Below are 14,984 nucleotides of genomic sequence, written 5' to 3' on the forward strand. Positions count from 1 at the left end.
TGCTAAGAATGTAGCGACCAATGAGCGTGTGACCACTGAGGTAATTCGCCTCGACAACAAAAACGTTCAGCAGGACAATCTGATTGCTGCCAATAAAGCAGATGCCGATGCTAAGAATGTAGCGACCAATGAGCGTGTGACCACTGAGGTAATTCGCCTCGACGACAAAAACGTTCAGCAGGATAATATTATTAACGCCCATACGACTATTATTAATAATGTATTGGGCGGAAATACGAACACTGTAGCAAGTGGAACTACTACGTTAGGCAACAATGCAAACGGTAACAATACTAATGGCAGTACAATCGTAGGTAATAACGCCACGGCAACCAAAGACAATTCTACAGTCGTGGGTAATGGTGCAACTTCAAATGGCATGGGTGGTATCGCTATTGGTAAAGATGCCCTGGCCGATAATAATGGTGCTATTGCAGTCGGTCATAAATCTACTGCTAGAGGTGAAGATGCTATTGCGCTTGGTAAAGGTGCTGTAACCACCGGTAATAATTCTGTTGCTATAGGTGCAGGTTCTACAGCTCAACGCGACAATGTGGTTTCAGTTGGTGCCAAAGGTGAAGAACGTACAATTATTAATGTCGCAGAAGGTTTCCAAGCCACTGACGCGGTAAATGTTCGTCAACTGCGTCGTGAAATCACTCGCTTAGATGCAATGGATAATTTGCAGAATGAAACCTTAAAACGCCATGATAACGCACTACAAAGTTTAGGTTATCAAATGAACAACCTTGAACATAGCATGAGCGCAGGTATTGCTGGTGCCGTTGCACTGTCATCAATTCCAGCTGCACAAGTAGGTAAGCATGCAGTCGGTTTTGGTACAGGTCATTTTAATGGCGAGGATGCTGTATCGTTGGGTTATACTGGCTCACTTATGACGGACTCCAACAACGTAATTTCCATCAAAGTAGGTGCGGCGTTTAGTAAAGGCGGTAACAACACCTTTGGTATGGGTGCAAGTTATAACTTTAATTAAAACCTGGCCAATCAACAAAAAAACCGTTCAAAATTTGAACGGTTTTTTATTGTTTTCATCATAGTGGGAACTCTATGGTTAGGTCTTTAATGACGTCTTTCATGAGCGAAACTCTATTAACTATTTGCATTCTATCTTCAACAAATTTACCATCTTTCACTAAAGGCTCGTAGAAAACTACAGGCTCACTTGCATTTCGTCGCTGGCCCGAAAGCAATGTAATCACTGAGAAAAATAAGTTAATGGCTTCATTAACCAATTCACGAACGATATCATTAGGTCTATTACTAACAAAATCCTCTATTTCAGAATTTCTATGCTTCATAATCACATCATAATGCTTTGAAAATAACCTTGCCAATTCTTTGTGTGTTTTTACCCCAAAAGCATCCGGTTCAATAATGCAATATACTGCTGTTGTCTCAGCGACAAAATTATCCGTAAAATTACTCAAAAAATTTAAACTTTTAGCTAGACGCTTCATACATTTCCTTTTAATCTTGTTAATTGATTGCTATAACCATAACAAAATAGCTTGCCAGCTTAAAAAATTAGTTTAAAGCTGTTTAAATATATTTTACGTCATTCAAATCATTTAAATAAGAGGCTTTTAACGTTCTTTCAGGGTATCACTAGGGTGTGTCCCTATTTGGATAATGAGGCTAAAAATAGACTAAATCGCTAGCAAAACAAGGCAAATTGTGCAGATAATATTGAAATATTGTCAAACAATTCAACGCAGTTTTGCCAGATTTAGGCATTTTAGGCCATTAAAAATACTTTGTTCCGAATTAGGGACACGCCCTAATATAGAATATTTGTTTGTTATTTAGTAGGATGCTATTTTAGGCTACCTTGATAGGTTTACACAAAAAAATTTGCAATCTCCCACCGTTTTTTCTTCTTAGCCGTCGCGACGATTGAATCGTCTTTTTTTTCTTGCTCTTGCTCTGGTTTAAGTGGCGGCTCATCGCTCATTTCAGCTTGCTTAAACTCTAGCAGTCTTACTTGTGCGAAATCCTGGATACTGGCGTTGGCTTTATCCAGCGTTTTGTTCAGCTGTACTATCTGCTGCTGATAATTTTCAATTAACTTCTTTTGATCGATTACCTGTTGGCTGAGGTGTTCGTTTTTGAGCTTTTCAAGCGCTAATAGGTGTTCAATGTCTGTATTGTACTGAACACTTTGACTGTTCAGTGGTGTACTTTGAACAGTGTCCACTGAACGTTCAGTACGTTTTTTAGAAATTGGCTCACCAAACACGCGCAACATTTCTGAAACGTCTATTTTCTTATCTGATGTTCTGGAAAGCTCACCATCATTGACTTTCTGATAGATCGTGGTTCTTGATACACCCCATTCCTTTGCCGCTTTTGTCACCGATATGTTCATTATTCACCTAGTGTTCAAGTACGTTTTTAAAGACTGTACAGTACAACTGTCCAGAACGTTCAGTGAACAACTATGGCACTAACCTACCTATTGTCAGTGAGTAATAAAGTATCATACTAAAAGACTCATAAGTTATTGATTTTATTATACGATACTCTGTACAGAAAATAATAAAGTGTCATACTGAGAAGCAATAATACACTACCTTAGTGTTTTTACGAGTAATAAAGTATCATACTGGTCTTTTGAAATTTAATATTTATAGTTTGATGCCAAAAGAACTTATTATTTATCGTTTCCTAAATAAATAATTTGAACAAAACCTACTTAACTCCTTTCTCTTTAATAATTTTAACCAGTTGTGTTGCTAAATTTCTTGTATCAATCTTATCAGGTGTGTCTTTGTAGGTTAACGGTGTCAAACCCTGTAAATCACTTGCAAGTTTAGATTCATGCCCCCTTGGAAAAGCTATTAATGTACGTTCTCTGCCTAAAGAACCCATAAATAGACCCAATTCGAATATAACATTGTCACGCGGTGCAGCTAACTCTACCTTTCTTGATATAACAATATCATCAGCACTCATAATAGCCAAGCCAAAGTCATGGCTTTTAATGGCTTTCTCTAGAGATTCTAATGTATAAGAACCAGCTTGAAAAGTATCTGGTTGGCTCCAAAGCGTCACATCTATATCTGCATGATCTAAATTAAGCTTTATATCTTCAGCTACAGTTAAGGCTTCAACGGTGCTGACGATAAACAACCGGGGTGTTGGATTGCATGCTTTTATTAAATCGTTTCTCTGCTCGAGCCTATCAGCCAAATCGATTGATATGAATTTGTAAGCTTCTGGGTAAATTCCTAGTAATTCAATAAACGAATCAACATCGACCTTCACAGTGACAGTTTCTTGGGTGGCAATAAGCGTTGCCGACCTTGGTCTTGAAGGGTTTATTGCTGCCATTTCACCAATACTGATACCTGGTCCCCGAGAATATAATTCTGAACCATTAATGATCACGTTGGCTTCACCTGCAATTATGAAGTAAACATCTTGGTCATGCTCCCCTTGGGTGATGATATTATCACCTGGCCCAAAGCCCACGATCTCACCCTTTTGTGCAATAGCAGACGCAAATTCCTTATTTCCGTTAACCAGCTTTTGTTTTAATAGCTCGTTTACGACAGCTTGATCTTTACCTTTAAATTTTGATAAAAGTGACATAGTAGCTCCCTATGTATTATTGTTTAATTTACAGTCATTCATAGTCATACAACACTTTTGACCTTTGAAATGCTCCCAAAATTTATTATCTTCCAAAATCCTCTTTTTTTCATTAAAAGGTATTTGGTACAACGTCTTTGAGCACTCATTTTTACAACCACCAACTGTTTTATGCTTACGCTTTGCACTACCGTCTGTGATGCAAATACAGGTAGATCTCTTGTTAAGTACTTTATTCTCAATACCCGTAGCGACAAGTTTTGAGTCATAATATAAATGGTAATATGATTGATTCGGATAGCATTTAGCAGGACTAATTTCTCTAAGCTCAATCTTTTTAAAGTCGATGTTGACGTTATTTTCTCTCAGCTTAAGCAAGTCACCCTCAACAAGCTGTTGATAGTATGCTGCATTTCCATGGCTCCACTCTTTAACCTGCTTTGGCCATTTTCTATGTTTATTTACATAATCTTGAGCTCTTAAGTAGTCTTTAATATAAGAAACCCAATCATCTATCGGCAACCCCTCTATTTCAAACCCCAAGCAAAAGTAACCACCCATATTTATATGTCTGTTAGGACAGAAATTTGGCAAAAAACCGCCGCTCTCTTTAATCAACAATCCAGAATCAGATTGAGTGGCTGTTAGCTCAAAAGCCTTTCTTTTACCGCTAGTCATCGGTACATTCAATACAAAACACAGAGTGGATGCATTGTCTTTTTTGGAGGCTATACCAGCAGCATTAAGATACTGCTCAAGCTCATTTAAACTGGGCATGAGGCTTAAACGCAGGTCGTGATGGTGTAAACTCTTCATCCGATGGAGCCGGTACAGAAGAAGAGATATCGTCGTACATTGAGCTTTCGTTTTTAGCGGTATCTTCTTCTATCGCTTCATTATCAACCTCTTCAATACGCTCAAAGGTTATGTCTATAGCTGATCTATCAGAAAATAAATCTTCATATTTAGAGCCTTCTAAGACTCCAAATGCCGTTTTACCAATGCGCGTCTCTGTTTCGTGTTCGCACTGCATTTGTTCTTTTTCGGAGGCTATCGTAGATATCCCTAATGAAAAACGCGTACTATTATCTACGCCCTCTTGACCAACTCTAAGATTAGATACATCACCCAGCTCATAACCGATCGCCAAACCCAAATCATCGGTTTGAATACCAAATCTCTCGTTAAGCTTTTCTAGTGATAGGTTAAAGCTACTTCTAATACCGCCTGATGCCTCAGTGCCAACTTCCACTGTCTTTAGTCTATCTGTCTCTTTATTACTACCTTCGCAAATAATTGCATGCATACAGTCGCCAATAAAACGAACCCGCTTACCTTTAAAGTCAGTATTGATGCAATCATCCATCTCTGATCTGATTACGTGCAAACAGCGGACAATGTTCTTTTTACCTTGCTCTGAATCCATATTAACGTTTACATAGTTTGTAAATCCATCAATATCGGCATACAAAGAAACCAGTTCTTGTCTTTTAGCCGTCTTATAGTAGTACTTATTAAAGTCAAAATCTTCTAAAGGTGATGCTGCCCGCGAGAACTGAAAATCTTTTAATAGTTTAGGCTCAGGCGCGTTCTCATTAACACTCTCAAGTGACAAACCATTCGGTAGCGTTGTGCGCTCAACTGATAATTTGATCTCATCAGAAGTTAACTTTGTTATCTTGGTTTTGTCTGCACTTACTTTGGATAGTTCAAGAGCATCCCTTGCATTAGCAGTGAGGTAAATCCCTTCTTTATCACCTGCAGCATGTTTTGCAGCATGATTGGCAGGGTTGCCTAAAAACAAAGGCTCTTTATTTTTGGCTCGGCCATTATTGACAGCTAAAGCGATACCAGAATCGATACCTACTCTGATCGTCGCTGCATCGATCTGATTATCGTTACTATCTTTTTTCTGCTGAGCGACAGCATCAATAATTAAATCACTAAGGGCAACCGCTCTATCTAAGCGCTCTTTCTCATTATCATAAGGCTTTGTGACGACTGCATGTAGGCGCTGATTATGGAAGTCTACAAATAAAGACTCGGACTCATCCAATATATATCTGATGGTTCTAAAATGTGAATCGAAGAATCTAATAGCCCTTTTGTGTGAAGTTTCATTCTCATCACCATCTTTAGCCAATAGGTCTTCAAGATTTAAAATATCAACATAGATATGAACAGCATCCATTTCATAGGCTTTGTTGACAGGTATATTATCCAAATCCATCTTACGAGTATAATTCGCTATTTCAACATCTTCTACTGAGTCACATAGCTTATCTATATGACTTTCCGCTCTATCTACATCCCAAATGTAATGCATTTTATATCCTTATTTTAAATATTCGATTAGTAATATATATGGTTGCAATGAAGCAAATTTTCAATATAGAAAGAATATACTTTTTACTTGAGCTGAATAGCCACCTATTTTGTAGACACCTTAAAGTTAAATAAAATGACTAATTTATGAGGTGATTATGAGCGGTAAACGATACCCTGAAGAATTCAAAATCGAAGCAGTCAAACAAGTCACAGAGAAAGGCTATAGTGTAGCAGAAGTAGCTACACGTTTAGGTACGACCACCCATAGCCTTTATGCTTGGATTAAAAGATACGATCAAGGGCAGTCCAAGGCAACCAAAGACAAGGATTCAACTGCCGAACTTGCTAGGCTAAAAAAAGAGCTGCAACGGGTTACAGAAGAAAGGGATATCTTAAATGAGGAGGGATAAGCGAAGCACTGCTTCGCCCCGACGCAAGGCGAGAGCTATGCTCGAGTGGGGGCCGCGGTGTACTTCGCAAGTCAGTCCAAATGAGGTGCGCCTTTATTCAGGACAACCAACACATATGGTCTATTCGTCGCCTATGTTCTACTTTAGATGTTCATCACAGTGGCTATCACGCATGGTTAAAGCAACCTATCAGTAGAACTGCCAGAAAGCGACAACACCTATCAAGATTAATTAAACAATTTTGGCTAGAATCTGGTGGCGTCTATGGTTATCGTAAGATTCACTGTGATTTAAAAGATGTCGGTGAAGGTTGTGGTGTCAATCGTGTACATCGACTGATGAAAGCAAATGGTCTTAAATCACAGCGTGGCTATCGCAAACCCAGATCTCAGGCAAGTACACCATCTGTTATTGCCGCAAACACATTAGCCCGACAGTTTAACCTAACGCAGCCGAACCCTTGCGAAACAGTGTTTCTCAGGTGACTGATATCACTTATATTCGTACCCATGAGGCACGGCTATATCTTGCAGTAGTGATTGATCTGTTTTCACGTCTTGTGGTTGGCTGGTCTATGAAATCCAGAATTACAACAGATTTAGTTTTAGACGCATTATTGATGGCTTTGCTTCGTAGACATCCGAAGAATAAAGTGCTGATCCATTCTGACCAAGGTAGTCAGTACACTAGTCATGAATGGCAAACATTTCTTAAGCATCATAATCTTGAAAGCAGTATGAGCAGACGAGGCAACTGCCATGATAATGCGGTTGCTGAAAGCTTCTTTCAGTTGCTAAAGCGTGAGAGAATCAAAAAGAAAATATATCTTCCAAGAGATGAAGCTAAATCAGATATTTTTGAGTATATTGAGATGTTTTATAATTCTAAACGCAGACATGGTTCTATTGGTTAACGTTCTCCGTTAGAGTATGAGAAAAACCATCAACAGATGGTTATGTGTGTCTAGAATTTTGGTGGCTATTCAAAGTAACGACTTAACCTGAATTGTTTAAAATAATTTATTTTAAAATTGGAAGATATAAATACAATGTTACGTAAACTTATAATTTTTGGCAATGGCCTAGGGATGGCAATCGATCATAGTCATTTTTCATTAACAAATGCACTAAATACTGTTTGGACAGACGATAGCTTATGGAGCGATACAATCCATCGTGACCTCATTCAAAACTGTATACCTTCAAATCAGTGTCCTGTTTCAGAAGAGGATTTAGATAAATTGTATTTAGTATCAACTTCGTGTGATTATCTTGATGATATTCCTAATACAAATACTGGAGAGCACTGGCTATCTGATTATGGTCATGAGTTTACTAACGCTGTCCAAGAATATGTCCACACTGTTTCTTCACATTTATTTGACTATAAAAGCTCTTTACCCGCATCATTTAAAGACGCCTTGATTGATTTTATTAGAACTACTAAATCTCATGTAGCAACATTAAATTATGATAAGTTACTATACGAAGCATTTATTGATGCAAATATTTGTAGTGGATTTTCTGGACAATTAGTTGATGGGTTTACCAGTTCAGGTTTTGACAGCTCAAATTTAGCTCGTAAATACGGTAGAAGCTTTGGGTATTATATGCATTTGCATGGCAGCCCATTATTTAAAGATATAAATAATATAACGTATAAATTACAAACTTCACAGATTTCGACATCAAATATCTTTAGTAGTAGACATGTAGTATTAACGCATATTCCCCATAAACCTAATGTGATTACCGCTTCTGCAATCTTATCAACATATTGGAATTACATGATTCTTGCATTAAGTGAGGTGGATGAAATTATTTTATTTGGCTATTCAGGATGCGATACACACTTGAATAATGTTTTGAAAATCCATGCTAATTCAAAAAATAAAAAAATTATCGAGTGGAGCGGTGATTCTTTCACTACTCAACAGAGGCAAGACTTTTGGGATAAAGAATTAGGTAATAATGTAACACTACAAAGGATGTCAGATATTACTAACTTCACATCATGGTAAAGGATGATTACACCGATCTTGGGATGGTCTTCAAAGGTCAATCACTCAGCCAAACCTAGAGCCGTATCCAATCGCTTTTGCCATCGTATAAAATCGTCACTACTTTCAGTAAGTTCGAGCATACCTTTAGGATGATTCAAGGTATGCACATCGTCAAACTTTTTTAAATAACTAGCATTAGGCCAACGCAGTGATCTCTTAACAACCGAGCTCAAAAACTCATCCATATGATCGTTCCAGTAATCTAAATCATTGGTTTTTATTATTAAGGTCGATATTGGCTTATAGTTGTCAGTAGTATCTATCTCCAAAATGACGAAATGAGAAGTGTCAGTTTTGACTCTTACTTCAAGTAAAGACCGTCTATTGCCGTCCATCGTTGTATGTAGCCTAGAGCGCCCGACAGCAGGTAAAAAATGTAGCTCTTCAGTACAGTCAATACCAGGTTGTTCTGATAACCTCTTGATTAGTAGCTTAAAGGCTTCAAATGTAAGCCCCCGACCATCCCACCTATTTCACCGTAAACTAAAGCGAGATAATGTCCATGATTTTCAGTAAATGGACATTAACATGGCAACCAACAAACCCAGACGCAAGACCTACAGTGACGAATTCAAAGAATTTCTAGTCCAAGAAGCGATAAGCTCAGGACGGTCTATTGCCAGCATAGCCAGAGACAACGGCATCAACCAGAACCTATTGCACAACTGGAAACGAGAACAAAAAGCCAAACAAGCCCAAACCGACCAAATACCCGCACTTATTGACAATGACGCTTACCGCAATACACCAACATTCATCCCTGTCAGTTTACAGCCAAAACCAAACCATGAGCAAATCACCGATTTCATCACATCTAGGTCATCAGTCCTGACAGGTATAGAACTACAAATTCCCAGCCACAATGCAATGCCCATAAAACTCACTATCGACCAAATCGACACACACAGCCTACTCGAACTACTGCGGGGGCTACAATGAACCCCCTTATCAACCCCCAACAAATTTGGCTATCCACCACCCCCATGGACATGCGGTGTGGCAGTAATAAACTACTCGCCTTCATCCTACAGCACCACCCAGGCATCCGCCCACACTGTGCCTACCTATTTTACAACAAAACAGGCACCCGGCTAAAAATACTCATCCATGACGGACTGGGCATTTGGCTATGCACCCGAACACTGGATGATGGCAGATTTCACGGACTTGGCGAACGCCTCATGCGACATCACAGTCCACCCAACCCAACCACAGGACTCACCATCAGCCATGAACAATTCAATGCCCTGATTAGTGGTTTGCCTTGGCACAACCTAGGCAAAGACATACTCACGCCGCTGACCTAACCTGCCTTTATCATAAAGCCGCTAAATCTCAACTATCACCACCTATTTACTGACAATGCAGGGCGGTTATGGCAAACTCATGCCATGACCACCGCCCACCCATCCGACCCAATTGCGCCAAGCTATGCTGATTTATTAGCCCAAAACGCTCGGCTTCAACAGCAGCTTGACGCACAAAAACAACATTACTAACAGCAAGCAGCGCAACTCAAACAGCAATACCAACAACAAATGGACGCTCAAAGGCAGCAATACGAAGCTAAGCTTGCTCGCATTAACCAAGCACTCGTTGAAGAAATCGCTAAACAGCAACGTCTTATCCATCGGCTGTTTGGGCAAAAAAGCGAAGGCTTAACGCCCAAACAAGACCACCTAAACCAAGAAACCGCCCTAGAAGACCTAGCCTTACTTGAACAAGCCCATGACAACTTCTTAGCCAATCTTAGCGATGACGAGCGAGCCAAACTGCCTGCTAGCAAGCCGATTGATACGCAAGAAAAAGCTATACAACCAGAAAAACTGACTCAGCCCAAACGACAAAAACGCCTCGTTATCCCTGATAATCTCGACATAACAACCATCATCCACGAACCACCGTCAATTACCTGTGAGTGTGGCTGTCAAATGACGCAAATTGGCCAGGATGTTCAAGACAAACTTGGCTTTAAGCCAAAGCAGTTTTACCGAGAGCGTCATGTTTATCCCAAATACACCTGCCGTAATGCTGCGTGTAACCGTGAGCGGTTGGTTCAAGCCAAAACCGAGCCTCAAATCATCGATAAAAGCATTGCCACGCCTGAGCTACTCGCTCACATCTTAATCAGTAAATACGCTGACCATCTGCCTTTATACCGCCAAAGCCTGATTTATCAGCGTAGTGGGGTATATTTATCCGATTCAACCTTGGCAGATTGGGTGGGACGCTGTGGGGTGCAGCTTAGGTTTTTAGTTAATCGGTTAATTAAACTCATGCTTATTCAGCCAATTGTGCATGCCGATGAGACCCCTGTGAAGATTTTAAACGCTTACGGTATCAAAGACGTGAAAGGCAAGTTAAAGCAAGGCTATGTGTGGGCGTATGTGACCCCAAAGCACAGCCCAATCAAGGCGGTGGTGTATGATTTTGCCCAAGGTCGGGGTAGTGAGTATCCTAATACTTTTCTACAAGGCTTTAAGGGAAAACTGGTCTGTGATGGCTATAACGGCTACAAGCCATTATTTGGGCGAGGGGTGATTGAAGTGGGTTGTATGGCCCATGCTAGGCGTAAGTTTCATGAGCTTCATGTGACAGGGCAGAGTCTTATTAGTATTGAGGCACTAGAACTGTTTCAATCGCTGTATGCCGTTGAGCGTGAGATTGATGAGCGGTTTGAGAAAAACCAATCACCAATGCCCAGAGATGCCCAAATCGTTAGACAAATCAGGCAACAGAAGGCAAAGCCAATTGCGGATAGGCTGTATGCGTGGTTACAACAGAAACGCTTAGGTACAACTAAGAATGCTGATATTACCAAGGCAATTGAGTATTGTTTAAAAAGGTGGCAGGCTCTGACACGTTATTTGGATGATGGTAATTTGCCGATTGATAATAATTGGGCAGAGAATCAGATGCGTCCTTGGGCGCTCGGGCGTAAGAATTGGTTGTTCGCAGGGTCGCTTGAGAGCGGTCAGCGGGCGGCTAGTATTATGTCGCTTATCCAGTCTGCAAGGTTAAATGGTATTGACCCGTATGCGTATTTGGCGGATGTGCTAAGACGTCTGCCTACCCATAAAGATAAGGATATTGATGAGCTCCTGCCTCATGTTTGGAAAATGCAATAGGGGTTGGTCGGATGCTTACTGACAAACTGCTATCTTGGTTGAATCAATATAGCTGATACCCGTACAGTCGCCCATCATGCTTTGCAAGTAGCTGCACAGTGGTATGATACTGCGCGGCACAAGCTCTATAAATCGCGAGTAGCTCGGCAGATTTGGAAACTCCCGTTTCATCATGCCAAGCATGTGATGGTAGTAAAACGCCTTAAACTGTCGATACCGCAGTTGATGAAACAGTACCAAGATGGTCATCATCTCTGCTACACTTATCTGGCATGCTCTTAACCTTTGGTGTCCCGTTGCGATTAAATGAGCGTCAAACTCAGGTTTGAATTGCTGATAAAAGTCGTCAATATGGCAGTATAGTTCGGTTAGGTTGTCCATGTAAGAAGTCCTTGTTGTGAAGTTTGTCTTGGTAAACTTACTTTAGCAACTTCGGACTTCTTTTTTTATCTTTTTTTTGAGCGCTTATCCCGAACTGGGGTTATTAATAAGTTAGCGATGGACAGTAAAAATCATCCTTTTCAGCTATAACTGGGCATTGGCGCTATCAACCTCAGCATATACCGCTGTGCTACCGTCTTTGTTGATTTGCATCACTTGATAAGGTGAAAATTTATTTTGGTACTCCATCCCGGGGCTACCCATTGGCATACCGGGTACGGCAAGGCCAATGGCGTCGCTTGGCGGGTTTGCTAAAAACTCTGCAACATGCTTAGCGGGTACATGGCCTTCAAACACATAACCATCACTCGTGACCGTGGTGTGACAAGAGCGCATATTATTAGGGACGCCGTAGCGCTGTTTAAATACCGCTAAGTCGGCAACATCTTGCCCCTCAGCGGTCATACCATGATCTTCGGCATGGCTAATCCACTCTTTACAGCAGCCACAATTGGCATCTTTATAAACCGTCGCAGAGACGTTTCTCAGCGCATCACTGTTACTGCTAGCGCTCGGAGTCACCGTTTTAGGCGTTTGGACTTTTGAATTCTGGCTGTCTGTTGCCGTCTCTACAGTCGCTGTGGTTGCAGCAGTGGTATTGGTTTCGCTACAAGCAAATAACGACGATGTCACTGTCAGTAGGATAAGCGCACCAAACAATTTATGCTGCTTAAAAGTTAAGTTATGGTTATCAGGTTTCATACATACCCTCTCGTCATTTATTGTTTATTGTTGCATTTGATATTTAACCCCAATTCGGGATAAGCGCTCAAAAAAAAGATAAAAAAAGAAGTCCAAAGTTGCTAAAGTAAGTTTACCAAGACAAACTTCACAACAAGGACTTCTTACATGGACAACCTAACCGAACTATACTGCCATATTGACGACTTTTATCAGCAATTCAAACCTGAGTTTGACGCTCATTTAATCGCAACGGGACACCAAAGGTTAAGAGCATGCCAGATAAGTGTAGCAGAGATGATGACCATCTTGGTACTGTTTCATCAACTGCGGTATCGACAGTTTAAGGCGTTTTACTACCATCACATGCTTGGCATGATGAAACGGGAGTTTCCAAATCTGCCGAGCTACTCGCGATTTATAGAGCTTGTGCCGCGCAGTATCATACCACTGTGCAGCTACTTGCAAAGCATGATGGGCGACTGTACGGGTATCAGCTATATTGATTCAACCAAGATAGCAGTTTGTCATAACAAGCGTATCTACCGTCACAAAGTCTTTGAGAGTATGGCGCAAAGAGGTAAAGGTAGTATGGGCTGGTTCTATGGCTTTAAGCTGCACGCCATTATCAATCATAAGGGCGAGCTTGTATCTGTTAAAGTCACTGCGGGCAATACGGATGACAGAGTGCCTGTTAAGGATATGGCAACGCCTGTGTTTGGCAAGGTGTTTGGGGATAGAGGCTATATCAGTAAAGCCCTAAACGAGTGGCTCACAAAACACAGTGATACCACGTTGATAACCAAACTTCGGCGTAATATGAAACCCCAATTACTCAAGCCGATGGATGAGGCACTACTCAATCATCGCTCTTTGGTTGAAACGGTGTTTGGAGAGCTTAAAAACTTGTGCCAAATCGAACACTCACGCCATCGTAGTGTCACGGGGTTTATCACAAACTTGCTGTCAGGTTTAATTGCTTATTGCTGGTTTCCCTATAAGCCCACCATCAAAAACATGCCTCAGCAGGGACGGGTAGTAACATTGTAAATAGTATCAATGAGTTACAATGTGGCTTATCCCGAACTGGGGTTAAATAGCTTTTTTACAGTGAAGCGATGCCAATATTGATCAAGCCGCCACCAACGATTAACCAAGTAAACATAATCGCCCCAAGTATCAATGGTTTGACGCCAGCTTGTTTAATAGCGCCCAAATGCGTGGTTAGACCCAGCGCAAACATCGCCATGGTGAGCAGCACATCGTCTAGCATGACCATACTACGCTCAAAGCTTGCGGTCATCGGCACCCAAGTGTGCAGTAAGACGATGGCAATGAATATGAAGGCAAACCAAGGTACTTTGACTTGTTGGACGCGATTCATAAACGATGGTTTTTTGCCATTGTCGCTGCTACCTTTGGTTAGGGCAAACGATAAAATAAGTAAAAAAGGGGCAAGCATCATGACGCGTATCATCTTGGTGACAACCGCTGTGTCACCCACTTCGGGACTGACTGCGTTACCAGCGACGACGACTTGCGCCACTTCATGAATGGTGGAACCCGTATAAATCCCGTACTGCTGAGCATTTAGCCAAGGTTGCAACCAACCAAGATGGTATAAAAACGGATAAAGCAGCATCGCAATGGTGCCAAAGACCACGACCGTAGCCACAGCGATAGTGACTTTGTGCGCTTCGGCCTTGATCACTGGCTCTGCGGCGATAACAGCTGCTGCCCCGCAAATACTCGCGCCTGCACCAATCAATAACGTCGTTTGTTTATCGACTTTGAGCCATTTTGTACCTAACCAATAAGTGATTAAAAAAGTCGAGGTCAATACCAACGCATCGCTCATCACCGCAGACAGTCCGACACTTGATACTTGCGTTAGGGTCAGCTTAAAGCCATAAAACATGATGGCGAGACGCAGTATTTGACCTTTGGCAAATGTCACGCCCACATGTAGCTGCTCAGCGAAACTAGAATAAACGGTATTGCCCAATATCATACCGATCAAAATCGCTAGCGTTAACGAAGACAAGCCTATAATGCGCCCGTGACTCCAGACATCCAAGCTCGTATTTAGCCATAAGCAAAATAAGCTACCGACAAACACCACTATCAAACCTGCGAAATGGCGATTGGTTGGGAAGTAGTTGGTCACTGTTTTAGTTAAGGCGTGCATGACGAAGTGTCCTATTGTCCATAATCGAAATAAGCATAAGCTTATGAATAGACATTATAAGGCAGACCAATCTATAATAAAAACAGATTAATTAGATAAAAACTATCGATTTTTTAGGTTAATAAAAGTCT

Annotated in this window: 12 protein-coding genes and 4 pseudogenes; 7 read left to right on the forward strand and 9 right to left on the reverse strand. The window is 41.0% G+C overall.

The genetic code is table 11. The features are described 5' to 3' along the window. The coding region (locus RTJ53_RS08130; RefSeq protein WP_312276577.1) for a YadA family autotransporter adhesin at positions 1-997 on the forward strand (997 nt) is incomplete at its 5' end. Between the two features lie 58 nt (positions 998-1,055). Here RTJ53_RS08130 and RTJ53_RS08135 read toward each other — a convergent pair. From RTJ53_RS08135 to RTJ53_RS08155, 5 genes are all read right to left on the reverse strand, one after another. Next, a complete protein-coding gene (locus RTJ53_RS08135) occupies positions 1,056-1,481 on the reverse strand; it encodes a hypothetical protein (RefSeq protein ID WP_128681855.1) in 426 nt (141 codons plus the stop codon). A 380-nt stretch (positions 1,482-1,861) separates the two neighbouring features. Beyond that, entirely contained in the window at positions 1,862-2,389 is a 528-nt protein-coding gene (locus RTJ53_RS08140; RefSeq protein ID WP_128681853.1) for a hypothetical protein, read from the reverse strand. Between the two features lie 323 nt (positions 2,390-2,712). Further along, on the reverse strand, positions 2,713-3,615 hold the full coding sequence (locus tag RTJ53_RS08145) for a TIR domain-containing protein (RefSeq protein ID WP_128681851.1): 903 nt from the start codon (positions 3,613-3,615) through the stop codon (positions 2,713-2,715). Between the two features lie 9 nt (positions 3,616-3,624). After that, positions 3,625-4,392: an E2 domain-containing protein gene (locus RTJ53_RS08150; RefSeq protein WP_128681849.1), complete on the reverse strand. Its 768-nt coding sequence runs from the start codon at positions 4,390-4,392 to the stop codon at positions 3,625-3,627. Continuing rightward, positions 4,376-5,941, reverse strand: coding sequence for an adenylate/guanylate cyclase domain-containing protein (locus RTJ53_RS08155; RefSeq protein ID WP_128681847.1), 1,566 nt, complete (start codon positions 5,939-5,941; stop codon positions 4,376-4,378). The genes RTJ53_RS08150 and RTJ53_RS08155 overlap by 17 nt, the downstream gene beginning before the upstream one ends. A 157-nt stretch (positions 5,942-6,098) precedes the next feature. On the opposite strand from RTJ53_RS08155, the pseudogene RTJ53_RS08160 reads away from it, so the two are divergent. Beyond that, a pseudogene (locus tag RTJ53_RS08160) lies at positions 6,099-7,266 on the forward strand (IS3 family transposase). 174 nt (positions 7,267-7,440) lie between these two features. Beyond that, positions 7,441-8,373, forward strand: a complete 933-nt coding sequence (locus RTJ53_RS08165) for a hypothetical protein (protein ID WP_312276578.1) — start codon at positions 7,441-7,443, stop codon at positions 8,371-8,373. Positions 8,374-8,414: 41 nt separating this feature from the next. Here the strand turns inward: RTJ53_RS08165 and RTJ53_RS08170 are convergent. After that, positions 8,415-8,852 (reverse strand): annotated as a pseudogene (locus tag RTJ53_RS08170) (Tn7-like element transposition protein TnsE); the annotation flags it as partial. A 91-nt stretch (positions 8,853-8,943) separates the two neighbouring features. Between RTJ53_RS08170 and RTJ53_RS08175 the strand changes: the two are divergent. The 3 genes and pseudogenes from RTJ53_RS08175 to tnpC form a co-directional block, all read left to right on the forward strand. Continuing rightward, the gene (locus RTJ53_RS08175) at positions 8,944-9,354 is read left to right on the forward strand and encodes a transposase (RefSeq protein WP_100271173.1); all 411 of its coding nucleotides are present in this window, start codon (positions 8,944-8,946) and stop codon (positions 9,352-9,354) included. Further along, on the forward strand, positions 9,351-9,722 hold the full coding sequence (tnpB, locus tag RTJ53_RS08180) for an IS66 family insertion sequence element accessory protein TnpB (protein ID WP_312276579.1): 372 nt from the start codon (positions 9,351-9,353) through the stop codon (positions 9,720-9,722). The genes RTJ53_RS08175 and tnpB overlap by 4 nt, the downstream gene beginning before the upstream one ends. Before the next feature lie 204 nt (positions 9,723-9,926). Next, positions 9,927-11,543: pseudogene (tnpC, locus tag RTJ53_RS08185) on the forward strand (IS66 family transposase); the annotation flags it as partial. A 21-nt stretch (positions 11,544-11,564) separates the two neighbouring features. On the opposite strand, the pseudogene RTJ53_RS08190 reads toward tnpC, so the two are convergent. Next, a pseudogene (locus RTJ53_RS08190) lies at positions 11,565-11,924 on the reverse strand (IS982-like element IS1599 family transposase); the annotation flags it as partial. A 144-nt stretch (positions 11,925-12,068) separates the two neighbouring features. Then, positions 12,069-12,686: a DUF411 domain-containing protein gene (locus RTJ53_RS08195; protein WP_312276581.1), complete on the reverse strand. Its 618-nt coding sequence runs from the start codon at positions 12,684-12,686 to the stop codon at positions 12,069-12,071. A 147-nt stretch (positions 12,687-12,833) separates the two neighbouring features. Between RTJ53_RS08195 and RTJ53_RS08200 the strand changes: the two genes are divergently transcribed. Continuing rightward, complete coding sequence (locus RTJ53_RS08200) at positions 12,834-13,715, forward strand: IS982 family transposase (protein WP_312276031.1); 882 nt, start codon at positions 12,834-12,836, stop codon at positions 13,713-13,715. Between the two features lie 55 nt (positions 13,716-13,770). Here RTJ53_RS08200 and RTJ53_RS08205 read toward each other — a convergent pair whose 3' ends face one another. Beyond that, positions 13,771-14,853 (reverse strand): YeiH family protein, encoded by a 1,083-nt coding sequence (locus RTJ53_RS08205; RefSeq protein WP_312276582.1) that lies wholly within the window; start codon positions 14,851-14,853, stop codon positions 13,771-13,773. Positions 14,854-14,984 lie beyond the last annotated feature (131 nt).

The organism is Moraxella sp. CTOTU46711 (genome assembly GCF_031975715.1).
Taxonomy (GTDB): Bacteria; Pseudomonadota; Gammaproteobacteria; order Pseudomonadales; family Moraxellaceae; genus Faucicola.

Bases quoted from the DNA above. Each gene is read 5' to 3' on its own strand.
- RTJ53_RS08135 (WP_128681855.1), bottom strand. From the start codon at position 1,481: ATGAAGCGTCTAGCTAAAAGTTTAAATTTTTTGAGTAATTTTACGGAT.
- RTJ53_RS08140 (WP_128681853.1), bottom strand. From the start codon at position 2,389: ATGAACATATCGGTGACAAAAGCGGCAAAGGAATGGGGTGTATCAAGA.
- RTJ53_RS08145 (WP_128681851.1), bottom strand. From the start codon at position 3,615: ATGTCACTTTTATCAAAATTTAAAGGTAAAGATCAAGCTGTCGTAAAC.
- RTJ53_RS08150 (WP_128681849.1), bottom strand. From the start codon at position 4,392: ATGCCCAGTTTAAATGAGCTTGAGCAGTATCTTAATGCTGCTGGTATA.
- RTJ53_RS08155 (WP_128681847.1), bottom strand. From the start codon at position 5,941: ATGCATTACATTTGGGATGTAGATAGAGCGGAAAGTCATATAGATAAG.
- RTJ53_RS08165 (WP_312276578.1), top strand. From the start codon at position 7,441: ATGGCAATCGATCATAGTCATTTTTCATTAACAAATGCACTAAATACT.
- RTJ53_RS08175 (WP_100271173.1), top strand. From the start codon at position 8,944: ATGGCAACCAACAAACCCAGACGCAAGACCTACAGTGACGAATTCAAA.
- tnpB (WP_312276579.1), top strand. From the start codon at position 9,351: ATGAACCCCCTTATCAACCCCCAACAAATTTGGCTATCCACCACCCCC.
- RTJ53_RS08195 (WP_312276581.1), bottom strand. From the start codon at position 12,686: ATGAAACCTGATAACCATAACTTAACTTTTAAGCAGCATAAATTGTTT.
- RTJ53_RS08200 (WP_312276031.1), top strand. From the start codon at position 12,834: ATGGACAACCTAACCGAACTATACTGCCATATTGACGACTTTTATCAG.
- RTJ53_RS08205 (WP_312276582.1), bottom strand. From the start codon at position 14,853: ATGCACGCCTTAACTAAAACAGTGACCAACTACTTCCCAACCAATCGC.